We start from the raw sequence: 22,371 nt of genomic DNA, 5'->3' as shown, positions 1-22,371 counted from the left end.
GAAGGAAAAATTGTTTAAATTAACAAACATTTCTAAAATAATTATTCCTCTCTATGTCTAACCTAATTCTCGAATAATTAAAGGAAGCTCTTTTAAATCATCAATAACATACTGTGCCTTAACATCCCCCCAGGCTAAATCCCTCTTCCATATGCCAACCATCCCTACATTTTCTGCGCCTTTCACATCATTTTCAGGGTGATCCCCAACGTAAACGCTCTCATTAGTAAGTACATTCAATTGATTCAGGCCTTTTAAAAAGATTTGCGGATTGGGCTTTTTCATCCCTTCATATTCAGAAATAAGGATTGTATCGAAGAAGCTATCAATTCCTAACGCCCCTATATTGTCCATCTGGAATTGACCTTTTCCATTTGTAATCAACCCTAATTGAATTGATTCCTTTTTCAAATCTTCAAATAGAGCAATTAAATTGGGAAATGGGACACAGCTATGGTGAAACTCGGTTATGTAATCATTAAGCAGCATTTCCCAAGTTAAATAGGTAATTCTGAATTCATCAACCATCTGCTGGTAAACTTTATCCTTCCACACATAACCCCGACAATCCAATTCTATAAATCTGGAAATATAAATTTCTTTCGAGATATGGCTAAGCCCTCTATTCAACCTGTCATACTGGTTTTCTACAAATTTTAGTACAGAAGCATCCCTATTTAACAATGTACCATCTAAGTCGAAGATAACTGCTTTAATCATTTTCATCTCAATCCTTTTTCCTTGTATTTTTTTATACGATAAAACCATTAAAATACAGCAGTAAGTTTTCATCTTTTCCCTTCGCTGGCTATAATTCACATAAGTGCATAAGGTTGTCATGGGTGGTGGCTCGCTCCCTTTTAGAAAGGGGGTGATGCCAATGGCAGTATTTGAGGCAATTGTTCTGATGATTTCTTTTGGAACGTTAATCGTTGCTATCCTGTCGTTTAACAATAAAAAATAACCACCCTACGCGCCTGACAGCTAAGTAGGTGGTTATTTTATCAACCAATTAGCGAGTCGCCCCTTTGAAGGGCTACTGCACTGATACCGTTAGTGTTACAGCATTAACGGTATTTTATTTTATGATTATCTACGTTTAGTATACCCGATTCTGGATAAAAAGAAAACTCTGACTTATTCATATTACAATTCTTGTTTTAGATGTGCATCATGAGCAACCTCTGCTATTTTCCTATCCCACTCATAACATATTGAATGGTCCGCTCAATTTCTGCTTCATCATCCCAATCAGCCTCCGGCATTATCATAAAGCGTGTTACTAAATAACTAATCATCGAAGAAGCTATTAGCCTTATAATGGAGGATGCTGGCATATCGATTATTTGCCCTTGAGACTGAAAATGCGTCACAATATCCTCTAGCCGTGTGTAGACCTTACTTGCAACATGCTTCATAAACTGTTCTTTCAATTCCGGGTGAAAAGGGATTTCTTGAAGCATGATTTTAATGATTGGGAGATTTTTCTCTGCAAAAGCTTTTCGGTTAAATAATATAGCTCTTAGTAGTTCTTCAACTGTCTCATAGTCTGTGTGAAGAACTTTTTTAAAATCATTGATTACAAAAGGTGCCACTAACCGGCTCATTATAGGAGAAACAATCGAAATCAGTAAATCTTTTTTGGTTTTGTAATGTCTAAAAATTGTCCCTTCAGCAACACCCGCTTGTTTGGCAATTTCACTTGTTGAGGAAGCTGCGTAACCTTTTTCAGCAAATATATTAATGGCTGCTTCGAGAATTTGTTTTTGTTTTTGGGTTAATTCTTTATTTTCTTCTACACTCAATTCAAAGATAGATTCTTCATTTGTATCATCTCTTGTCATCATCAAACTCCTTCAGCCTTTTATTCTCCCTCTATTATAAACGACGGTGTTTCTTCAATGCCAATGTATTTAATAGCATGAATACTAAAGAAAAACCTAAAAGGATATAAAAGTCGATGGCAATCTCTTGCCACCCATACCCACGAACCATAATATCTTGTAATGCATCTGCAGCGTAGTATAACGGAGTGTATGGTCCGATCCAGCTCACCCAATCCGATATTGTTTCTAGGTTAAATACACCAGAAAAGAAAAACTGCGGCACAATAACGATAGGAATAAATTGAATCATCTGCAGCTCATTATTAGCAAATGTGGACAGTAATGTACCTAGAGTAAGAGCCACAAAGGCTGTCATTAATGAAATTAAGAGGACGTATAGAAAGTTTCCAACCATCATCATATCTAAAATATATATTGCATACCATGCCAGAATAATCGTTTGTAGCGCAGTAAAGAAGCCAAATCCCACCACATAACCGACAACTATTTCCCACCGTCTGATTGGACTAGCCAGCAATCTTTCGAGTGTGCCTGTGGTTCGCTCTCTTAGAAATGATACACCCGCAATTAGAAAGACAAAGAAGAAAGCAAAGAAGCCGATAAATACTGGTCCAAAATTATTGAAGGAAGTCATATCCTCACTACCGTGTAAATAATCAATTTCCATTGCTACATTTTCATTTTGTTGTTGCTCGCTTATTACATTTTGAATCACCTGCAGTGTAGCACGGTTTGCTGTAGGATCACTCCCTTCCAATGTAATGGTAGGAGTATTATTTTCAAGCGTAATATAGGCATCCAACTGCTTTTCTTCGAGCATTTCCTCTGCTTCAGATAATGATTGATTAGAAACCTCAGCCTCGCTTTCTTCAAGTGCCGTTGAGATCGGCGCTGAAACATCCACAAGTGCCAGTTTGGGAGTATATTCTTTACCATTAAAAACTAGTGATAACAGGGTTAGAACAAGGATTGGTGCTACAATCAATAACGCGATTGTCCGTTTGTCGTGGACGAATTGCTTAATAATACGTGTAACCATCGCTTTAATTCGCATGCAGCACACCTCCATAATATAAAAAGGCGTCTTCAATACTCTCTGTTTGTGTTTCTGACTTTAAATCATCAGGGCTCCCGATCGCAATCATCTCTCCATCTCTAATCATTCCCAGGCGATCACACTTTTCCGCTTCATCCATGACATGCGTTGTGACGATAATTGTCGTACCAGAAGCTTTCAGCTCTTGAAAGTTATCCCAAATCTTTCTCCGCAGAACCGGATCAATTCCTACAGTTGGCTCATCCAATATGAGTATCTTTGGTTCGTGCATTAATGCAATGGCTAGTGATAACCTTCGTTTCATGCCACCAGAGAAATCCGCTACCTTTTTATTCATGTCTTGTTCGAGGTCGACCATTGCTATGATTTCCTGAATACGCCGCTTTATCTCGCTTTTCTTTAGTCCATATAACGCGGAAAAGAACATGATGTTTTCTTTTGCAGTTAACTCACTGTATAAAGCATCCGACTGAGCCATATAACCAATTTTCTTCATTTGTTGGAGGTTAGGCATATTTGTTCCAAGAATAGCGGCATTGCCATTTGTAGCTTCTTCAATACCAGCAATAATCTTCACGAGCGTCGTCTTTCCTGCCCCTGAAGGACCGAGCAGTCCAAAGATTTCTGGCTTTTCTAAAGCGAAGGAAATGGAACCCAGCACCTCTTTCCCTGCATAAGATTTCTCGACTTTACTTATTGAAAGAATGTCTTTAGTCATGTAATTCCTCCTTACAGCTTAGTGAGTGATTACTCACTTTTATTTTAGTTTGTTTGAAGTCATTTGTAAAGTGAGTAATCACTCATTTCTAGTTTGTTCTACTTCCTTTCTAATCCACTATAACCGTAGGATTTTACGCGCTAGCATTCCAAACCTAAGTTAATGTAACTCTACTATTTAACCCTTTCTTAATTGCCCAAATTTGATGCTCATGAAAAAAAGAATCCTCCATTTCTTCTAGCTTTACCCACTTTGCATAATGATGCACTTCTACCGGATCTTGCACTCTCTCCAATAGTTTTGCTCGATAAAAATACCCATCACTTAATAGAGGTTCATTTTTGGTAGAGTAAAAGTAACATATGGCATTACCTATAAAGGAGTTTATTTCTATTTTGTTCCCTGTTTCTTCTATCATCTCTCTTTTCAAGCATTCTATTTCACTTTCATTATCTTCCATTCCTCCTCCGGGTAAAAAGTGATGACCACTAGGGGTCTGGACAGCTAATACTTTATCTTTTAAATCATTGAAAATAACAGCATAAGCGCCTTTTCTAACTCTATATTCCACGTGCTCATTCTTACTGCCGAAAATCAGCCTCATTACCACACCTACTTTATATTTACTCTTTAACTTCCCATTGATCGTAACAGACAGTTTCTATTCCAAGTTCGTTCTTATTTATCCACTCAAGTGCTTTAAGTACTAACGGAGAGGCATTATCTAGTGATACTTCTTCCTTTGTTACCCAAACAGCGCCAAGAGAATCCTGTCCCTCGAACTGTGCAGGTTTGATTATTTTGCCTCCTATTCTTTTGACCTCATAGTACACCGCAATATGATGAACATGCGTAAATCCTTTCCAGTCCCAAGGAGCGATGAAATCAATTGCGCCCAGGTTTTTAAGGATCTCGATATCAATTCCCGTTTCTTCTTTAAACTCTCTTTGCATCGCAATTGATAAGCCCTCCCCTTCCTCTAAACTACCACCAGGAAGGTCATAACGGTTTTTATATGGTCCTCTGCTTTTGTTTATAACTAAGAGTTTGTTGTCTTCTATATAAATTCCATAAACGCCAAAAGCTCTGTGGAATTTTTTAATTTGTGACATAATGGCCCCCTTACATAAAAAATCACATGAGGAAAAACATTTTTACTTCAATCAGCTTGTTTCATTTTTCATTACAACTTTGTTTTGTCCTCCCACTCCTCAGCTAAAATCGCATAAAAGTATTCATCCCACCAATCCCTACTACCTTTTTTATAATTTGCAGGAATACATTTCTTAAAATGGCCCTCTCTCCTCATCCCAACCTTCTCCATAACACGGTAAGAAGCAATATTTTGAGGTTGACAAGTGGCAATTATCCGATGAATTTTCAATTCTTCAAAACTATACTTGAGAATAGCCATTGCGGCTTCTGATGCGAGCCCTTTGTTGTGATATTGTGGATTAAACACCCACCCTATCTCATAAGTTCTCTCTCCACCCCATTTATGAAAAACCATATGACCTATAAGTGCATTTTCTTCCTTAAAAATCACAGGGAATTTTTCAGCATTCTCTCCGACGTTTTCTCTTATAAGATCCTTTACTCCCTTTTCAGATAACACTCCTTCAGGTATATATTCCATCACGTTACTATCAGATGTATACTTCAAAACAGATTCCCAATCTTCTAATTGAAAATCTCGTATCAATAGTCTGTCTGTATTGATTAACATATCCTTTCCTCCCATTGTTCTCCCACTCTTAGGATCTTCTACTAAACTGTGGCAAATTGTTGTAGTTCGAAATTTATCATTCCTGCGTAACATCTACGATTATTTCATCAAAATATTTCTCATCAATATAAACCTCTAACTTCCATGCACCTGATGATGGAAACATTACAGTTGAACGAGCATGCCCGTTAATGGATTCACTAAGAGGAGTTAAACTTTCATCTTTGAATGTAATGGGGTTTATCGATTCTTCTTCACCTTGCTTAAATGCTATCAGAGTGCTCTAATTCAATTACTTCTTCAACATCATATTCTTTACTGTATCGGCTTAATTCCTCTATTGCAGAGGATAACAAATCTACACAAACAACCTTTCCAGCATTGTGCTTTAATTCATTAGCAATTGGAATGCTGTTTCGTCCTACACCAGCCCCTAAATCAAGAACACGAATGTCTTTATTATCTTTTAGTAGTGGGGCTTGTTCCATTACCGTTTTTACAGGCTTGTATAGCCAGGACCCCTCTTCAAATAATTTATAGTTTTCATAACATACATCATGATATTTCTTCTCTTCTCTTCGAATATATTCAACTCTATTCACAGAATCCTCCTCCTGCTTCTAAAAAGTCCCCTCAATGCTATTACCTACTCAACTTCCTATTGACCGTAAACTACGAAATTTGCCTCCATTAACTGCATTTCCACAAAGTAATCTCCAATAATTCACGGTCTTCTATAACCAAGTCATAGGGATCTTTTATATCTTCCCAGTTAACGCTTCTTTTGTTTGAAAGCGCTAAGTCTTCATCCCCATTTAAAGAGGTAAAATACTCTACAATACTACTTTTTTCAATCGCTCCTTCTAAATAGTTATAGAGAATCCTTAAGCACTTTTCTTCCTCTGAACTTCCACTTATGGTGTTTGGAAAAGGGATTTGGTTAGCATATCCTGCTACTTGATGTTTATATGTAAAATGGGGACTATAAGAAAATCGCTTTTTTATCTCACTATCGTAATTAGTTTCGAAACTTAAATGTACAAAATCAAGTTCAGTTTTGAAGACATTTGGTTTCTCAGGGGATATGGGATTCTCACCAAATGAACCTTGTGGCAAACTCATTGGCGAAGCGATATAAATATATTGGGTCATGGTTTCTCCCGCCTTAGTAAAATTTACGTTATTTTTAATTAATAGCTATCCATGTACTTACTGTGTTTATACTCCACTACTTCCTAATAATATTAACATAATATTCGCGCGATTATTTCCGATTATGGGCTTTTAATTCATAAAACACCTTTGTTAAAAAGGGGCGCAACCAATAACAGTTCAGTTCTAAATATTTGACAAAATAATTTATTTATGCTATAATTTACAGTTATTTATTTATTGTATATAATAAGATTCTCCTGGCCAGGGGAATCTTATTTTTATAGGAGGAAATTGGTATGAAGCAGAATGAATCCAGTTTAACTTCTTTAGTATCGGCATTCGGTCGGGCATATCATAGTAAATATGACTCGCCAAAGATCTTTGATGACTTTATCGCTATACAGTTACTTTCCCAACAAGATTTTCATAACATTGAAGAGAATATGGTGAAAGGCATTCAGTTCTTCAACAAAGAAATTGCAGAAAAGTATAAGGATAAACCAGAAGAAATATTAAAATGGATCACACAAGTACAGTTATCTCCTACACCTTTGGCGCGTGCGGCGTATCGTGAAAGTGTTTTACAGAATGAAATTAGTTTAGGGGTAAAGCAATATGCAATACTCGGAGCTGGCTTCGATACGTTTTCCATAAGACATCCTGAATTGGAGAATACCATTGAAATTTTTGAAATTGATCATCCATCTACACAACAATTTAAAGTGAAAAGATTGGATGAAGTTAATATAAAAATACCGAGTAATATCCATTTTGTTCCAATGGATTTTACAGACATATTTTCATATAAAAAACTACTAGAAAAAAACTTTAAATATGAAAGAACATTTTTTAGTTTGCTAGGAGTTTCTTATTACCTAACTAAAAATGAGTTTTCTAGCTTATTAGAAGAACTATTCTCCAAAGTTCCAACTGGGAGCTCTATTGTTTTTGATTATGCAGACGAATGTCTTTTTGAAGAAAAAGGGCTCTCAAACAGGGTAGAGAACATGGTTAAAATGGCCGAAGCTAGCGGAGAGCCCATGAAATCATGTTACTCTATATCGGAAATGGAAAAGGTGTTAGAGAAATCAGGTTTGCTAATCTATGAACAGTTATCTCCTTACAAAATTAATGAGCAATATTTTAGCAATCGAAACGATTACTTAACCGCATTTGAAACAATTCATTACATTCATGCAGTAAAGAAGTAAATATTTCAAACAGGCCTCTCACTAATAGAGAGGCACCACTATTCATGATATATTCCAAAATAACCCTAGCATGCATTTTATTTAAATCCCTTGGCAAAGACCTACACTGGAGGTCTTTTAGCTTTTAGTAGTTACTCAAATTTTGACTAGGAGTCATAACGATTACTGGATTTTTAGATGGGTCCAACCACTATAAAATTGATACGACATTTGATTGAGAAGTTGCTACACAACCAAGTGTATAACCGCTTCCAGTAAGAAGGAAAATTGCACTACCTTTTCCAGGTGTTCTTTGGGTATTATAATTTATGACAAAGCCATATGTATAGAAACGATGTGTCATATTTTCAGCACTACTCAACACCTATAAGTTTAAATTCACTAAAATAATATCGTCTTCAACATTCTCGCAACCCTCTAAAACGTACTCCGTACTTTCTGTGGATTCTATTATTTTTATTGAGGTACAAGTTGTGGTATTAATCTCACCGTCGCCAAACGTATCCCTTCTAGTGTCACGTGTTGAAGTTATTATTTCCCCGCTATATTCTAGGTCGTGCAGCATTGGGTCACCTTCAGTGGTATACCTCACTACTCTAACGCTATCTTTCCGTCCATTTTCCACATTCTGACGAAATTCTTCAAACCTCTTTATATTCTCAATATCACCATTTCTATCTTTAACGTCTTCAGTTGAAGGGGTGTAATCAGGAATATTATTTTGTTCTTGATTCGGTTTTGTTGAGTACTCTGTATTCTGACAACCTACAACGACCAAGGTAATAATTAAAACACTTACAAATCGCAATAACTTTTGCATTGTATTTATTCCTCCCCAATAAGTAAGACGTTTTTATCTGAAGGATGTTTCATTTAATTCAACCTACTAAAAACTTATGTAAAAAAGACACCTTGCTCCTGTTTAGCAAGGTGTCTTATCCTACATGGTTTTCCTATGATTTAATAAACATCTTTATTTCATTGCCTTCTACATGGAAACTTCTCATATCTGGTTTACCTTCAAAATGAACATTGTTTAATATTAGGTTCCGTTGCATTAATTCATCATGCTCAACCAGAACGTTTTGCAGCCATGTATGAGCCTGGATGAATAAGTCTACTCGTAAATCGACTGGTAAATTCAATTCTTTTCGATATGTTTGGACTGCTCGAATTATTTCTCTTACTAACCCTTCTTCTTTTAATTCTCGCGTTACATTTGTATCTAATAGGGTTAGGAAATGACTACCTTCCAGTAATGCAAAGTCATCTCTTCCCTTTCTCTCAACAAGAACGTCCTCTTTAGTGAGTTTTACAGTGTCACCTGAATTTAGTACTACCTGCAATTCGCTCTCTTCAAGGAATTTCGCCTTTTCCCAGGTTCCCTAATGCTTCTACTTTGTTTTTCACTTCACCTAGAGATTTACCCAGCTTTGGTCCAGCAACTGAGAAATTTAACTTCATCTCGAACTGTATTAATTCTCGAGCAACTTCTTTAAATGTTACGTCCTTTATATTCATTTCATCTTTTATGATAGAAACATAATTGTGCAAACCAGACAGATTAGATGCTTCTGCAGGCACGATAACCAACCTGGCTAGTGGCTGTTTCGTTTTTATTCCAACTGTATTGCGCAGCGATCTAGTAAGCTCTATAATTTCCAATACGGCATCCATATCTTTTTCTAATTGTTCATCCACAAGTTTTTCATCTGGTTGTGGATAATCCGAGATATGCACACTTTCATTCATTAAGCTTGTGTATATGTCTTCTGAAACAAATGGCGTGTAGGGAGCCATGAGTTGAGAAAGCTTCTTTAAAACCTCAAATAAGGTACTAAATGCTGCTCGCTTATCCTCCGTCATTCCATTACTCCAAAAACGTTGTCTTGAACGCCTTACATACCAATTACTAAGTTCATCAACAAAGGTGGCGATGGTTCTTGCCCCTTTGGTGATGTCATAATCCTCTAGACTTTGAACCACTTCCCTTGTAACGGTGTTTAAACGAGAAACAACCCATTTATCGAGTGTTGTTGGATCCCCTCCCAAGTCACTAGCTGGGTTGAATTGATCAATTTCTGCATACATGGAATAAAACGAGTACACATTTAACAGAGTATCAATGACTTTGGATTTTGCATGGCTCACCGTTTTTTTAGAAAAGCGTTTATTGTTCCATGGTGAGCTGTCCGCTAACAAGGCCCACCTTAACGAATCAGCACCAAACTCTTCAATTAGCTCCGTTGGATTCAAAGCATTTCCCTTACTTTTCGACATCTTTTGACCATTTTCATCTAAAATATGCCCTAAGGAAAGGACGCGCTTATATGGTGATTGTCCTGTAAACAGTGTAGAAACTGCTAATAAGCTATAAAACCAACCTCTTGTTTGGTCAACACCCTCAATTACGACATCTGCAGGAAATTGTTTTTGAAACAAATCTTTATTTTCAAATGGGTAATGGTATTGAGCAAATGGCATGGACCCACTATCAAACCAGACATCGATAACCTCGCTTGTTCGATCCATTCTCCCACCACATGAACAGGTTAAATGAACGTTATCCACATAAGGCTTGTGCAATTCCAGATCTTCTGGCACTTTTTCTACAGCAAGTTCTCTTAGTTCTTTTGCTGAATGTGGAGCCTTTTCTTCTCCACATTCCTGACAAACCCACACGTTTAACGGGGTTCCCCAATATCTGTTTCGCCCTATATTCCAATCCACCATGTTATCTAAAAAGTTCCCAAACCTTCCATCTTTCATGTGGGAAGGGAACCAACTAACTTCCTGGTTATTCGCTTGCATTCTTTCCTTCACTGCTGTTGTCTGGATAAACCAACCTTCCATTGCGTAATAAAGCAGTGGACTGTCACATCGCCAACAGTGTGGATAACTATGTTCATATCTTTGCTTCTCGAATAAAAGATCTTCTTTTGAAAGCATTTTAATGATGTCCACATCACAATCTTTTACAAATCGCCCTGCAAGTGGTCTTATCTCTTCCGTGTAGCGACCTTTTGTATCCACAACATTGATATAATCAAACTGATTATCCTGTATTGCCTTGTAATCATCTTCACCATGTGCTGGTGCAATATGCACGATACCTGTTCCACTTGTATCTGTAACAAAATCTGCCCCGATCACTTTATGTCCATTGGTTACCGTCACATAATCAAAAGGTGCTTCATACGAAAGGCCTAGTAAGTCTTTTCCTTTCAAAGTTTCCAGTACCTCATACTCCTCTTTCATCACGGTAGGAGCCAAAGATTCTGCAAGGACAAACACTTCAGAGTCATGCTTCACACGAACATAGTTCATAGTAGGATTGACTGCTACAGCAGCATTTCCTGGCAAGGTCCATGGTGTCGTCGTCCAGCCTAAAAGATATTCATTTGTCCTGCCTTTTAACCGAAACTTAGCTGTTACAGATAAATCGGAAACATCTTTATAGCCTTGTGCCACTTCATGAGAGCTAAGGGAAGTCTCACAATGTGGACAATATGGGACAACTCGATGCCCTTTATATAAATAACCTTTCTCATGAATTGTGGATAAGATGTTCCAGACAGACTCAATGTACTCGTTTTTTAGTGTTACATAAGGGTCTTCCATATCAACCCAATAACCAAGTGCCTCCGTGAATTGTTTCCACTCACTCTCATAGGCAAAGACACTTTCTTTACATTTTTGAATGAAATTCTCAACACCGTATTCCTCGATCTCATCTTTTCCACGAATATTTAACTGTTTTTCCACTTCTAATTCCACAGGTAAGCCATGAGTATCCCAACCCGCTTTTCGCAGTACCTGGTAACCAGACATTGTTTTGTATCTTGCTACAAAATCCTTGATCGTTCTTCCGAGGGCATGACCCGCGTGTGGCAGCCCATTTGCAGTTGGAGGACCTTCATAAAAAACATAGGTTTCTCTCCCTTCACGGTTAGCTATAGAGCGTTCAAATGTTTTGTCTGCTTCCCATTTTTTCCGAACCCTTAATTCCCTTTCAACATTGGTTTCCTTCACCATCATCACCTCATTAAATGGACTAAAGCGCAAGCACCCGTTTAGAAACGTAGCGAATGGAAAGAATCAACTGAGATAAAGGAATCACGGTTAGCTCTTAAACCGATGATGACTTATCGTAGGGCGATTCTTGAAGTCGCCTAGTTTCTGGGGGCTGGAGCTGGACGTGGCTTATCCACGCTTAACTATCACCAAATAAATTCATATCCTTGCTTTGTAAACAATTAAAAAACTCGACCCCACATACGTAGGATCGAGTTCATATATATATACATATATTCGACTTTTAACAAAATAAAAAAACCATAGTAGTGGTCTTTATCAAATTGTTACACTACGTACTATCATACGCGTCCTGGGTATCGGTAGAATGCCGTCAAAGTTTAAAAATTTTTCAACTTTGCTTCTCGGAGAGGATTTTCATTATGGTCTCACCGTTGACTTTCAGCAATCGTCAACTCTCTGTAGATAAGATAAACATAGCTACTCTTTCTCGTCATCGAATTATTTATTAAATTATACAAATCATAACCAACCGGGATGGGAAAGTCAACTTTATTTTTTACATTTATTAGTTTGTTATTTGTATTTTCTGCTATTATAGAATATACACTGAAAATTGGATCTATAAAAGGGGACTAAAAATTTGAATGAACTTTTGATGTTATCCATTTTGTTCTTTGTTTTTTTGGCTTACAAGTTGATGAAGGTTTTTCGAATAAAAGGCATTCCAAGAAGTAATAAGATTTTAGCTTGGTCTCTTTATGGTGTTTGTCTAGTTGTGATGGTTTCTGTTAATTTGTGGCTTTAAAATAAAACTAAAATTGCTACTCCCAAACAAACGGTGAAAGAAGTTTATTTATAATGAAATATTCATTGTAATTGTCCTGTTTTTAAAGCCCAGACTTTCATATATCTTAATTGCTGGATTTCCATCAAATACGCTTAAACGAATTTCGGAGTATCCTTCTTGTTTCAATTGTTCAACGCCTGTTTTAATCAATTGCTTTGAAATGCCTTTACCTCTGTATTCCTCTAAAACAAACAATTCATAAATAAATCCGAGTGCCTTATCTGAAAACTGATCTTTGCTTCCCCCTATAAGAACCCAACCTGTTATTACATTGTTTTCAGTTGCTATTAAATAATTACTCCCCCTTTTTAAAAGAGGTTCTACTAGTTGTTTTGCTTTTTCAATCGTTGGTTCTACTTCTCCTAAAGTTCCCTCAAATATCGCCTGTGGTGAAAGTGATAATATCTTTTCAATTTCAACCTCATTTGGTTTTCTTATTTTCATTTTTCAAGTCACCCCATGCAAAAACTTTTTATATGCTTCTCAGTCAACTTCTATAAATTAAACTCCCTCTTAACTAATTCTGCAACTTCCTCCGCACCCAAATTAGTATTGTTAATCTTTATATAGTTCGGGAATTCAATTTCGCCTTCTAACGAGTTCAATCGATAATTCTCAATTGATTTTTTCAACCTACTTTCAGACCATTCGATATTTCTTTTTGAGGGTTTATGTTCCAGCCTATTAGAACTTTTATTACGTTGAATTCTCTCGTCCAGATCAGCTTCTAGTTCTACATAGTAGACTGTGGCCCCCTTGGACTCAAATAGCTGCGTTACTCTGTTTACATAATCCCAATCAGCTTGTAAATTAAACGCCCATAAGTAAGTGAAAATCATTCCGTCCAAATTACTTTTTGAGACTTCTTCAAATATCTCTTGCCGAAATAAGTTTACTAATCTTTTCCCTTCTTTCGTGCCATAGTCAAAAAAATGATTTACCAATTCAATCGTCATGTGATTATGAAATAGTTTTAGGTCTGTTATCTTTGCTAACTCCTGCCCCACTGTCATTTTACCTACCGCTTGCGGTCCAGTAATAAGAACAAACTTCATATGCTTTCTCTCCTTAATTTAATAGGGGTAGACGTCTGGACATTAGCCTAATAAAGTCATCCCACATAACCAAAACTCCGTGCTATGCTCTATACGGAAATAAGCAATAACACCAACGTCAAAAACTAAGTAACGGAAAACGCTTTTATTGTAAAATTCAATGTACGGATTTTCTTGCTTTAATAAACCAACCCAAATAAATCTTGTAACCTGTAACGCTTCTGTAAAATCAGGAGTGCCCTTTCTGGATCACACCGAGTAGACAATCAAACTATTATGTAACACTATGACGTCATCCCATTGTACGCACTGGTACGATATGTGATTATTTTTTAGAACTAAGAAAAAACAAAAGTGAAAGTCTTAATTAATGTCTCCGGCCAACATTTTTAGATTACAACCTTTATATCATTTTAGTTAATACTATATTCACAAGACTAATTATAGATAATCTATGGTGTAAAAAATTAATACCAACCCAACTAAACACATTATCCAAGATAAGGCTGAAGTTGAGCTGCTTGATATTTTAATCCGAAGTGTAAATAAGGTAGAGTTTATCCACTTTCCAAACAATTTATATCCAAAGAAGATAAACAATGCTGGCAGAATCATAATAATATTGTATGCAGCTATAGTTGGGATCCATTGATAAAAAGGTATATTATTTGTAGTTGAATGAATTTCATTTATTAATCCTTCTGTCTCAACGCTTTTGAGAGACAAAAAAAGAAGTACCTCCCCAAATCTTGTATAATGGTAGTTGACTATAAAACCATAAAAAGACTGAAGGAGCACTTCTTATGACTATTATACGACAAACAAGCTTATTTGGCATCCAAGAATTATACAAGATGGAACCTACCCAACGGTATGATTCAATTATATCCGAGATAGACGTGGATCGAATCTTCCATGAAGTGAATAAAAAATCACGACGTGGCGCTCCTGTGGAGCTTAATTATGCAGCGATGATTATCAGCTCTTTCATTCGCATAGTTGAACGTATTCCAACGATTAAAGATTTGGTGAAACGCCTGAATGATGATTTTGTTTTTAAATTGAACTGTGGTTTTCTTGTCTCGGACGAGACACCTTCCGAAGCTGCCTATTCTCGCCTGCTGACGAAACTTAGTGACTCTAGCGTTCTAGAAGAAGAACAGAAAAAAGTAGTCCTACAAGCCATTGTGGAAGGCTTTATTAGTGACAACACCGTCGCCATTGATGCCACTCACTTCGAAGCACGTGATCAAGCACCACCCAAAGAAGATAAGCCCAAAACAGAACCTAAAAAACGTGGACGCAAACCCAAGGAAGAACGGGAACAATGGTTACTTGAACAGGCTGAAATAGAAGCAAACTTGCCTCTTTATGAAAAGAAAATAGAAGCGCAATTAGACGTACCTTTAACCGACTTACGGGCTGAAGTCCCCCAAGCCCCAAAATGGGGCATAAAAAAGAACAGTGAAGGAAAAAATGTTTTCTGGTACGGCTACAAGGGCCATTTAGCTGTTGGGACATCTAGTCAATATATTTTACAGTCACTCTTTTCGTCAGGAAGTTTGAATGACGGAAAAGCCGCCATTCCCTTATTAAAAGGGGTGAAGGAACTAGCTCTTTCTTCTTTGCGCTACCAAACAATGGATGCGGGTTACGACTATGAACCTATTTATGAACAAGTACATCGAATGGGAAATCAGTCTATCATTGCCTATAATAAGAAAAATGAAAGGGAACCAATTGGCTTTGATAAATACTTTGCCCCAACTTGTTTTCGTGAGCATTCTTACCGTTACGATAGCTTTGATGCCAACTATGAAACGCTGAAATTCACGAGGCCAAAGGAGTGCAGTAGCTGTCCTTTAGCTAACGAAGGCATCTGTCAAAAGGTATATAAAGTAAAGATAACGCAAGACCTCAGAAGATACACAGCGCCAGCTCGTGGATCTAAAGCCTGGAGAACAATCTTTAAACGTCGTACAGCTGTTGAGCGCGTAAACGCATATCTTAAGGAGTTTTTTCAACTTAATAATGTTCGTTATCGTACCGGAAAGCGCGCCAAGGTTCATTTTGATATGATCACGCTTATTTACAATGCTTCAAAATTAGCTGCAGACCGTATGAATGCACGATTAAACCAACATAAAACTGCATGATTCCTGTTTTTAAGAATACAAGATCAGAATTCGGCTCGTCTTTGTATTTTTAAAAAGAGCAATTATGAAATTGACTCAGTTAATAAACCTATAGCGGCAAAATACGGCAAAGCTGTTCCTGCCTCAATAATAAAGGCTGTTTTCTAAAAGATTGTTGCTATAATACAATGAATGTTATAGTATTCTATAAAAAACGAAGGTGATATGATGGATAAACATTTATTTCTTTTTGGAGGCGGTCCTCCATTCACATTAAATATGACAAAACAGTTTGTAATAAAAGCATCAACAACAAATGCTCCCGTCTCAATTTTATTTATAGAAAGGGACGGCTGGGAACAATATATGCCCAAATATACACAAGCATTGGAGGAATTAGGATTAAATGAATTCTATTATTTACCCCTTCCTTCAACACCTATTGAAAAGGTTATAACTTGTTTAAAAAATAGTTCAGGACTCATTATTGGCGGAGGGAATACGAATTTATATGCTGACTACATTGTTGAGACCGCTATTTCTAACACCATAAAAGAAATCTATGAACTAGGTATCCCTATTGCTGGGTTTTCGGCAGGTGCTTTAATAAGTCCTGAACACTGTATTATTTCTCCTAAAGATAACGAACAAAACGAATTTCAATACAGAAGGGGATTGGGTTTAATATCTGATGTATTGATTGCTGTACACTTTTCACAATGGAATGATGAAACTCATTTAAGAAACGCAGTCAATAAATTTAATAACCATATAAATTATGGTATAGATGAAAACACTTGTGTTTACCTTCTAAACGGATATCTTGAATCTATTGAAGGTTGTGGTGTTTATAGTGTAGAAAATGACATCATAAGAAAAATAAATTAAAAGCATTATTTAGCCGTACATATTCATTAATTGTACGGTTCTTTTTAGTTCGTATCATCTTTAAGCAGTTTTTCTAATATCTTCAATTGTGGTAAAATTCACCCTTTGACAAGAACCGAGAAGCATTTCTTTCACGCGTTCTTGAAACGGAAACTTTTTATTAAGTTCAAGAAACCGATGCCAAAAAAGGTAGTTATCAAGATATTTAGTTGCCACACCTTGAAATCTATCCATCCATTTCTTCAAGCGTTTGTGATACCCGTTGACGTGTTGAATATGATAGATTCCTTTTCTTTTATACACTTTTTTACTTACATTGATAACTTCGTGTTGAAGACCTTTCATAGTTGCAAACTTCTTATAATTCGTAGCTGTATCTGAGCATAACAAAGCAGAGGTGTCAATATGACTTCCTAACACCTTGTCTAATTCAACGGCTGTAATGCGACCTTTACCAGCCATCTGTGATAAGATTTGTCCGTTTCTATCGTGTGCAACTACTACGCATATCTGCTCCTTAGAGATACCACGTTTTTTGGCTACACCACCACGCTTGCGGGGAGTTCTATGTGAAATAATCTTTTTACCTTTATTGCTCTCCAAAAAGAAAGTTTCATCACTTTCAATGATGCCTTTTAAAGTTTTATGTCCAAGAGAACGGATTGAGTTTAAGATTTTGTGTCTCCAATAGAAAGCAGTAGATATGTGTATTTCAAGAGCTTCTGAAATTTTAGGCAATGTGTAACCTTCAACCATCATTTCAAAGTATTTAATCCACTTGTGAGGATACTTTGTTCCTGATAATGGGCTTCCAGTCATATCGTTAAAGGATTTTCCACAATCCTTACAGAGATACCTTTGGCGTGAACGATATTTACCATTCCGCTTAACAGACATACTTCCACAATGAATACACGCTAATCCTTCAGAAAAGCGTGTCTCTCGAACCTCACTGACTAATTGTGATATGTAAGATTTTGGTTCAGGAAATAAATCATCCTTTATAGCATTAAAGAATTGAAGTTGTTCTTTCTTTGATAGGTCTGAAAAGTCTCGGTACATATTTATCCACATCTTTGGAAGCCCTCCGTACAATCAATTATTCTATTATACAGTATGTCTCCCTGAGCAACAATCTATACGAAAACAGCCATAATAAAAGTAGTAACACCAATAAATATAATGGAGAATATGCTTTGAGATTTAGGCTTTGGAATATTATCTTTTTTATTTTCGGAGATAAAAAAACTAGCCGTAAATAGAATTACCCCTAAAATGAAGATTACCCAGCTAAAAATTCTATTTTGGAAAATATTTGAGAATGCTTCAATAATATAATTTAAGCCTATCATCATTATTATACCTAATGAAAAATACAACAGCACAACCGTAGATAGGTATGTCAATAATCTTGATGTTAAATTTTTATTGTCTGTTAAAATCAGAAATAATGTAACACCAATTATTGTAGGGCTTAATGTATCTAAAAGAGCTAAGCCACCCAAATAAATTAATATATCTGTTCCCATATCTTCCTCCTGATGAACAATTGTGTCCAAACGCTATTAATTGATTATCGAGTTATCAAGAAAATTAAGAGACTCTTAGTCATTAGAATAATAAAGGTTAAATCTATTTCATAACTTATTCATTTTTATTATTAAAAAGTAGGATTTTAAATACGTAGCCAATTCCTAAACCAATTAACACCCCAGGAAATGCATTATCAAACAGTAGACCTACTCCCGCCCCAGTAATAACGCAAGCATAAATAATAATATCGTCTTTCTTCAAAATAGGATTCTCCTTTAAAATTCGTGATAGGGTAAAAGTCTAATAACAGATAAAAAAGATTACGTAAGGTCCCTATGAACTCATTTAAACATTGTACTAAACATAATTTGAACAAAAATAGTAGCAAAGGTTTCTAACAAGAGAAAACCTTTGCCTAGGATTATGATTGATTTCGGTTTTCAACCTGATTAATCCAGTTTAAATCTGCTTCTAAGTGCAAAAGCGTACCAGTAATTAATAAATACTGAGTCTCATCACCATTAAGAAGAGATCCTGTTTTTAATTTAGTTAATTCCATGACATCCTTCATTATTATCGTTTTTTGTTGGTTAAGCATTTTCTTTTCTTGATCGAAAGCAATTTTACGAGCACAGCTCCATTTAAAATGGAAATCCGTTTTTGAAGAGTTGTATGGTACGGGTTCCAACAGCCAACTTTTCAATTCTTTTTGACCTTCAGCGGTGATTTCATATAGTTTTCTTTCTTGGTCATCCTTCCCTACAGATGAAACGAGTAGGTCACGGATTAAGCGATCAAGAGTAGTGTAAATTTGGCCAGGGTTTATTTTTCCTTTTGTTCCTAAAAGAGATTCTAGTACTAGCTTTAATTCATAACCATGATTTTTTTGCAGATATAACGATGTTAAAATTCCGTACTTAACCGACATAATGCTCAACCTTCTTTAATTGATGATATAATACCTATTTTACTAGCAGTAGTACTAGAAATCCAAGAAGCAAAGAAACTAAGAGAAAGACCAGCAACCAACGCCAGTATAATATTACCTAAAGGTATTTGAAAAGATATAAACTCTCCAAAAAGCTTTGATTGGCTAGTGACATAAAGTAGAATTACGCCTGCTACTAAACCCCCAAGTACTCCTGATAATCCTATAAGCACCCCTTCGCCAATTACCATTTTTCTTACTTGCTGTTTCGTAAATCCTAGGGCTCGCATCGTTCCTATCTCGTAAGTTCGCTCCAAAGTGTTCATTAATAAAGTGTTAGCTGTGCCAATACTAGCTAGCCCAATGACTAAAACTAACATAATTAGCACTAACTCGTTCATACCAGTTATAGCTGAAGTCTTTGAGTTAATTTCATCTTCTACTGTTTCAACTTTTGAGAGATGGCTGCTGAAATCGAGCCATAACTGATCCCGTAATTTTTCCTCAGTATATCTATCATTTAAAGTTATTAGCATGTCAAAACTATTCGCCCATCCATATTCATGCTTTAAAAGGTCTTCGTCCATGAATGCGACATAGCCGGAGTAATGCGAAGTTTTGACAACATCAAGGACTTTAAATTGCTGTCTACCTGAGGGTGTATTAATATAAATATACTCCCCTATATTTCCTCCCCATTCGTTAAAAGCTCTTTCGCCAAGGACAATAGATGTTTCCTTTGATAGCTCATTATATGTGTTCTCTTCTTTAGGACTCACAAATAAACGAGGTCCTTCTTTATCAACAGCTAATATAGAAAACTGTCTCTTGTCTCCATCGACTGTTTCCCACGTAATTGGCGTGGATTCCGTTAAAGGTTCAACATTTGCCACAGAATCATACGATAGCAGCTTTTCTCTATCTTGTTTAGACCAAGGAGCTTCTGATGAAACTCTTATGTCGCCACCATATGTATTTCTAATTTCATTTTCATACCCTTCAGGAGCAGATTCTATTACAGCACTTAGTAATAATATCACTGCTATCCCAACAGCAAGAATTGCCGCAGTATTGGCATTTCGATTTAACTGTTGTGTAAAGCTTTTAGCCGCCAGACTACCAGAGTAACCGAAAAACATTTTTAAAATTGGTTTAAATATACGATTCAGAAATAATAACATGAATGGAAACAGCAAAATGATGCTTGCTAAAATAAACAAGTAAGAGACAGGATGGTCGATAAGTACAAAAGATAGTAAGCCAACTCCTAAGAGCGCCCTAATCAAATATTGTCTGGTAGATGATTTCGTTGGTTCTCCCATTTTTAACATCCCTAGCACAGAGGTTTTCCCCGCATGATAAATAGGAAACATAGAAAACACAACAGGAAATAGAATTCCTACTACGACTGCTGTTAATGTAGGTATTTTCCAATTTAATGTGTAAACCATGTCAAACTCAAACACACTAAGCAATGTTTGCATGAATATATCTCCGAGCCAAATCCCTATGGGGACCCCAATAGCTATACCAATCAATGCCAAAAGTATTACTTCAATAAAAATAAGTCTGGATATAGAACTTTGGAGATATCCAAAGCTTTTCATTATTGCAAATTCTCTCTTTCTTTCCATAACACTTGTATAAATCACATTAAAAACAATGAACCCGCTGATAAATATGGATAAACCAGCAATTAGGTAAAAGAATGTATAAAGTCCTCCTATGTCGTTGCTTTGTCGATCATCTGCAACAACTGGTTGCGCATATACATTTGAATTACGATATTCTTCTTGAAGAGATTGGAAAAGATTCTCTCCTTCTTCATTTGTTTGAAATCTGACATATGAAAGCTCATTATCCATACCTGTCCACTCTCTTAACAAGTCAAGTGGAGCCATAACACGAAAGCTTTTTTGTTCAGCACTTTCCCAATTACTGGGGCTTGCAAGCAACTGCGTATATTCAACAATCGCGGATACCTTGGCTTCTCCTAAATTGGAAAATTGAATTGTGTCTCCAACCTTTTTATTTAGTAGATTTGCAATGTCTTGTGGTATCACCAATCCTTCATTATCTAAATCTCCTTCAATGACAGGAAGTTTTAGCAAAGAACTATTTTGATCACTTACACCCGTAATCCGTACAGAACTCTGATTTAGGGATCGATTACCTTCAAGCTCAAAGAAGGCTTGTTTATCAAGCGCAAGCAATGTTTCCGTAACAGCTGAACTTGTCAAAACTGTCGAAATTACATCTTCAGAGTAAGTATGTTCATCGCTTAATATCCAATAATCTGCATTTGCTACATACATTTGTTCATAATAATCAAAGACATCATTGGTTGTTTTGTCCGCGATCAGCATCGATGTCACAAATGAAATACCTAAGATAATCCCCAGCAGCGAAAAGAAAAACCTTTTCTTGTTATGTGTTATATTACGCCATGAAATTAGCCAAATATTTAGCATAATCACTATCCTTCCTAGATATAACTTGGTCTACAACCCCGTCTCTAAAAAGTATAATACGATCTGCAAAACCTGCTGCAAAGATATCATGTGTGACCATCACAATAGTTTGCTTGTTTTCACGATGAAACTTTGAGAATAAAGCAAGTATTTCTTCCGCCGTCACCCTGTCTAAATTCCCTGTTGGTTCATCCGCTAATAAGACAGTTGGATTATTAACAAGTGCCCTTGCAATTGCCACACGTTGTTGCTGACCCCCGCTCAGCAAATTTGCCCGTTTGCGATTAAGTCCCTTCAATCCTACAGAATGAATTAAATCATCAATCATTTTGCTTGTTTGATTCGTTATCTTTCCATCTGCATGTAGAGGAAACGCAATATTTTCCTCTACTGTTAATGTAGGAAGCAATTGATAATTTTGAAAAACAAACCCTAGGTTCTTTCTCCGAAATATCGTTCTTTCTTTTTCTTTCATTTTATTTAAATACTTATGATTGATTTGTATGTCTCCGTTGGTTGGTTCATCAAGGCCGCCTAACAATTGAAGTAAAGTACTTTTCCCAGAGCCACTTGGCCCCATTATAGCTACAAACTCCCCTTCTTCAATATGTAAGTTAACACCATGTAATACCGGCGTCCTTTCTTGCCCTTGTAAAAAATCCTTAGTTAGTTTGCTAACTTTAATCATGTTTTAATCCCTCCCATGTTCTTCACCTACATATTATATACTAAGTAAGTATTAATTCAAGAGGGAACAATTAA

The 22,371-nt window shown here is 36.3% G+C and carries 22 protein-coding genes, 2 pseudogenes and 1 other annotated feature; of the genes and pseudogenes, 4 read left to right on the top strand and 20 right to left on the bottom strand.

What is annotated here, in order from left to right; all coding sequences use genetic code 11:
• Positions 1 to 57 precede the first annotated feature (57 nt).
• The gene (locus BN988_RS11390) at positions 58 to 720 is read right to left on the bottom strand and encodes an HAD family hydrolase (RefSeq protein ID WP_036577489.1); all 663 of its coding nucleotides are present in this window, start codon (positions 718 to 720) and stop codon (positions 58 to 60) included.
• A gap of 118 nt (positions 721 to 838) precedes the next feature.
• On the opposite strand from BN988_RS11390, the gene BN988_RS19440 reads away from it, so the two are divergent.
• Complete coding sequence (locus BN988_RS19440) at positions 839 to 964, top strand: putative holin-like toxin (RefSeq protein WP_390620609.1); 126 nt, start codon at positions 839 to 841, stop codon at positions 962 to 964.
• 223 nt (positions 965 to 1,187) lie between these two features.
• Here the strand turns inward: BN988_RS19440 and BN988_RS11385 are convergent, their stop codons facing one another.
• The 9 genes and pseudogenes from BN988_RS11385 to BN988_RS11350 form a co-directional block, all read right to left on the bottom strand.
• Positions 1,188 to 1,844, bottom strand: coding sequence for a TetR/AcrR family transcriptional regulator (locus tag BN988_RS11385; protein WP_036576897.1), 657 nt, complete (start codon positions 1,842 to 1,844; stop codon positions 1,188 to 1,190).
• A 34-nt stretch (positions 1,845 to 1,878) separates the two neighbouring features.
• Entirely contained in the window at positions 1,879 to 2,901 is a 1,023-nt protein-coding gene (locus BN988_RS11380; protein WP_036576895.1) for an ABC transporter permease, read from the bottom strand.
• Complete coding sequence (locus BN988_RS11375; protein ID WP_036576893.1) at positions 2,891 to 3,622, bottom strand: ABC transporter ATP-binding protein; 732 nt, start codon at positions 3,620 to 3,622, stop codon at positions 2,891 to 2,893. Before BN988_RS11375 ends, BN988_RS11380 begins: the two co-directional genes overlap by 11 nt.
• A gap of 154 nt (positions 3,623 to 3,776) precedes the next feature.
• Entirely contained in the window at positions 3,777 to 4,226 is a 450-nt protein-coding gene (locus tag BN988_RS11370; protein ID WP_036576891.1) for an NUDIX hydrolase, read from the bottom strand.
• Positions 4,227 to 4,245: 19 nt separating this feature from the next.
• The gene (locus BN988_RS11365) at positions 4,246 to 4,734 is read right to left on the bottom strand and encodes an NUDIX hydrolase (protein WP_036576890.1); all 489 of its coding nucleotides are present in this window, start codon (positions 4,732 to 4,734) and stop codon (positions 4,246 to 4,248) included.
• A 71-nt stretch (positions 4,735 to 4,805) separates the two neighbouring features.
• Positions 4,806 to 5,348 (bottom strand): GNAT family N-acetyltransferase, encoded by a 543-nt coding sequence (locus BN988_RS11360; protein ID WP_036576888.1) that lies wholly within the window; start codon positions 5,346 to 5,348, stop codon positions 4,806 to 4,808.
• A 76-nt stretch (positions 5,349 to 5,424) separates the two neighbouring features.
• Complete coding sequence (locus BN988_RS18915; RefSeq protein WP_231495247.1) at positions 5,425 to 5,583, bottom strand: DUF4871 domain-containing protein; 159 nt, start codon at positions 5,581 to 5,583, stop codon at positions 5,425 to 5,427.
• Positions 5,584 to 5,620: 37 nt separating this feature from the next.
• A pseudogene (locus BN988_RS11355) lies at positions 5,621 to 5,950 on the bottom strand (class I SAM-dependent methyltransferase); the annotation flags it as partial.
• An 88-nt stretch (positions 5,951 to 6,038) separates the two neighbouring features.
• Positions 6,039 to 6,500, bottom strand: coding sequence for a hypothetical protein (locus BN988_RS11350; protein WP_036576886.1), 462 nt, complete (start codon positions 6,498 to 6,500; stop codon positions 6,039 to 6,041).
• A 299-nt stretch (positions 6,501 to 6,799) separates the two neighbouring features.
• On the opposite strand from BN988_RS11350, the gene BN988_RS11345 reads away from it, so the two are divergent.
• Positions 6,800 to 7,714, top strand: a complete 915-nt coding sequence (locus BN988_RS11345; protein ID WP_036576884.1) for a class I SAM-dependent methyltransferase — start codon at positions 6,800 to 6,802, stop codon at positions 7,712 to 7,714.
• 364 nt (positions 7,715 to 8,078) lie between these two features.
• Here BN988_RS11345 and BN988_RS11340 read toward each other — a convergent pair whose 3' ends face one another.
• From BN988_RS11340 to BN988_RS11325, 4 genes and pseudogenes are all read right to left on the bottom strand, one after another.
• Positions 8,079 to 8,534, bottom strand: a complete 456-nt coding sequence (locus tag BN988_RS11340) for a DUF4362 domain-containing protein (protein WP_036576882.1) — start codon at positions 8,532 to 8,534, stop codon at positions 8,079 to 8,081.
• A gap of 133 nt (positions 8,535 to 8,667) precedes the next feature.
• Positions 8,668 to 11,752: pseudogene (gene ileS, locus BN988_RS11335) on the bottom strand (isoleucine--tRNA ligase).
• A gap of 270 nt (positions 11,753 to 12,022) precedes the next feature.
• Positions 12,023 to 12,255, bottom strand: a binding site (T-box leader).
• 350 nt (positions 12,256 to 12,605) lie between these two features.
• Positions 12,606 to 13,043: a GNAT family N-acetyltransferase gene (locus tag BN988_RS11330; RefSeq protein ID WP_036576880.1), complete on the bottom strand. Its 438-nt coding sequence runs from the start codon at positions 13,041 to 13,043 to the stop codon at positions 12,606 to 12,608.
• A 50-nt stretch (positions 13,044 to 13,093) separates the two neighbouring features.
• Positions 13,094 to 13,654: an AAA family ATPase gene (locus tag BN988_RS11325; protein WP_036576877.1), complete on the bottom strand. Its 561-nt coding sequence runs from the start codon at positions 13,652 to 13,654 to the stop codon at positions 13,094 to 13,096.
• Positions 13,655 to 14,457: 803 nt separating this feature from the next.
• Between BN988_RS11325 and BN988_RS11315 the strand changes: the two genes are divergently transcribed.
• Together BN988_RS11315 and BN988_RS11310 are read left to right on the top strand one after the other, a co-directional pair.
• Positions 14,458 to 15,810: a transposase gene (locus tag BN988_RS11315; protein WP_036573490.1), complete on the top strand. Its 1,353-nt coding sequence runs from the start codon at positions 14,458 to 14,460 to the stop codon at positions 15,808 to 15,810.
• Between the two features lie 207 nt (positions 15,811 to 16,017).
• Positions 16,018 to 16,677 carry a Type 1 glutamine amidotransferase-like domain-containing protein gene (locus tag BN988_RS11310; RefSeq protein ID WP_051557899.1) on the top strand — a complete coding sequence of 220 codons (660 nt, stop codon included), beginning with the start codon at positions 16,018 to 16,020 and terminating at the stop codon, positions 16,675 to 16,677.
• Between the two features lie 60 nt (positions 16,678 to 16,737).
• Here BN988_RS11310 and BN988_RS11305 read toward each other — a convergent pair whose 3' ends face one another.
• The 6 genes from BN988_RS11305 to BN988_RS11280 form a co-directional block, all read right to left on the bottom strand.
• Positions 16,738 to 17,751, bottom strand: coding sequence for an IS1595-like element ISOpi1 family transposase (locus tag BN988_RS11305; protein WP_051557898.1), 1,014 nt, complete (start codon positions 17,749 to 17,751; stop codon positions 16,738 to 16,740).
• A 62-nt stretch (positions 17,752 to 17,813) separates the two neighbouring features.
• Positions 17,814 to 18,206, bottom strand: a complete 393-nt coding sequence (locus tag BN988_RS11300; RefSeq protein ID WP_051557896.1) for a GAP family protein — start codon at positions 18,204 to 18,206, stop codon at positions 17,814 to 17,816.
• A 115-nt stretch (positions 18,207 to 18,321) separates the two neighbouring features.
• Positions 18,322 to 18,471: a hypothetical protein gene (locus BN988_RS19095; RefSeq protein ID WP_036576872.1), complete on the bottom strand. Its 150-nt coding sequence runs from the start codon at positions 18,469 to 18,471 to the stop codon at positions 18,322 to 18,324.
• A 160-nt stretch (positions 18,472 to 18,631) separates the two neighbouring features.
• Entirely contained in the window at positions 18,632 to 19,138 is a 507-nt protein-coding gene (locus BN988_RS11290; RefSeq protein ID WP_036576868.1) for a PadR family transcriptional regulator, read from the bottom strand.
• Positions 19,139 to 19,143: 5 nt separating this feature from the next.
• Positions 19,144 to 21,609 carry an ABC transporter permease gene (locus BN988_RS11285; protein ID WP_036576866.1) on the bottom strand — a complete coding sequence of 822 codons (2,466 nt, stop codon included), beginning with the start codon at positions 21,607 to 21,609 and terminating at the stop codon, positions 19,144 to 19,146.
• Positions 21,578 to 22,297 (bottom strand): ABC transporter ATP-binding protein, encoded by a 720-nt coding sequence (locus BN988_RS11280; RefSeq protein WP_036576865.1) that lies wholly within the window; start codon positions 22,295 to 22,297, stop codon positions 21,578 to 21,580. Before BN988_RS11280 ends, BN988_RS11285 begins: the two co-directional genes overlap by 32 nt.
• Positions 22,298 to 22,371 lie beyond the last annotated feature (74 nt).

Source organism: Oceanobacillus picturae (assembly GCF_000612865.1).
Taxonomy (GTDB): domain Bacteria; phylum Bacillota; class Bacilli; order Bacillales; family Amphibacillaceae; genus Oceanobacillus_B; species Oceanobacillus_B jordanicus.
The sequence above is the reverse complement of the archived record's forward strand: the minus strand, read 5'-3'. Positions and strand labels throughout refer to the sequence as shown.

Bases quoted from the DNA above. Each gene is read 5' to 3' on its own strand.
- BN988_RS11390 (WP_036577489.1), bottom strand. From the start codon at position 720: ATGATTAAAGCAGTTATCTTCGACTTAGATGGTACATTGTTAAATAGG.
- BN988_RS19440 (WP_390620609.1), top strand. From the start codon at position 839: ATGGGTGGTGGCTCGCTCCCTTTTAGAAAGGGGGTGATGCCAATGGCA.
- BN988_RS11385 (WP_036576897.1), bottom strand. From the start codon at position 1,844: ATGACAAGAGATGATACAAATGAAGAATCTATCTTTGAATTGAGTGTA.
- BN988_RS11380 (WP_036576895.1), bottom strand. From the start codon at position 2,901: ATGCGAATTAAAGCGATGGTTACACGTATTATTAAGCAATTCGTCCAC.
- BN988_RS11375 (WP_036576893.1), bottom strand. From the start codon at position 3,622: ATGACTAAAGACATTCTTTCAATAAGTAAAGTCGAGAAATCTTATGCA.
- BN988_RS11370 (WP_036576891.1), bottom strand. From the start codon at position 4,226: ATGAGGCTGATTTTCGGCAGTAAGAATGAGCACGTGGAATATAGAGTT.
- BN988_RS11365 (WP_036576890.1), bottom strand. From the start codon at position 4,734: ATGTCACAAATTAAAAAATTCCACAGAGCTTTTGGCGTTTATGGAATT.
- BN988_RS11360 (WP_036576888.1), bottom strand. From the start codon at position 5,348: ATGTTAATCAATACAGACAGACTATTGATACGAGATTTTCAATTAGAA.
- BN988_RS11350 (WP_036576886.1), bottom strand. From the start codon at position 6,500: ATGACCCAATATATTTATATCGCTTCGCCAATGAGTTTGCCACAAGGT.
- BN988_RS11345 (WP_036576884.1), top strand. From the start codon at position 6,800: ATGAAGCAGAATGAATCCAGTTTAACTTCTTTAGTATCGGCATTCGGT.
- BN988_RS11340 (WP_036576882.1), bottom strand. From the start codon at position 8,534: ATGCAAAAGTTATTGCGATTTGTAAGTGTTTTAATTATTACCTTGGTC.
- BN988_RS11330 (WP_036576880.1), bottom strand. From the start codon at position 13,043: ATGAAAATAAGAAAACCAAATGAGGTTGAAATTGAAAAGATATTATCA.
- BN988_RS11325 (WP_036576877.1), bottom strand. From the start codon at position 13,654: ATGAAGTTTGTTCTTATTACTGGACCGCAAGCGGTAGGTAAAATGACA.
- BN988_RS11315 (WP_036573490.1), top strand. From the start codon at position 14,458: ATGACTATTATACGACAAACAAGCTTATTTGGCATCCAAGAATTATAC.
- BN988_RS11310 (WP_051557899.1), top strand. From the start codon at position 16,018: ATGGATAAACATTTATTTCTTTTTGGAGGCGGTCCTCCATTCACATTA.
- BN988_RS11305 (WP_051557898.1), bottom strand. From the start codon at position 17,751: ATGTGGATAAATATGTACCGAGACTTTTCAGACCTATCAAAGAAAGAA.
- BN988_RS11300 (WP_051557896.1), bottom strand. From the start codon at position 18,206: ATGGGAACAGATATATTAATTTATTTGGGTGGCTTAGCTCTTTTAGAT.
- BN988_RS11290 (WP_036576868.1), bottom strand. From the start codon at position 19,138: ATGTCGGTTAAGTACGGAATTTTAACATCGTTATATCTGCAAAAAAAT.
- BN988_RS11285 (WP_036576866.1), bottom strand. From the start codon at position 21,609: ATGCTAAATATTTGGCTAATTTCATGGCGTAATATAACACATAACAAG.
- BN988_RS11280 (WP_036576865.1), bottom strand. From the start codon at position 22,297: ATGATTAAAGTTAGCAAACTAACTAAGGATTTTTTACAAGGGCAAGAA.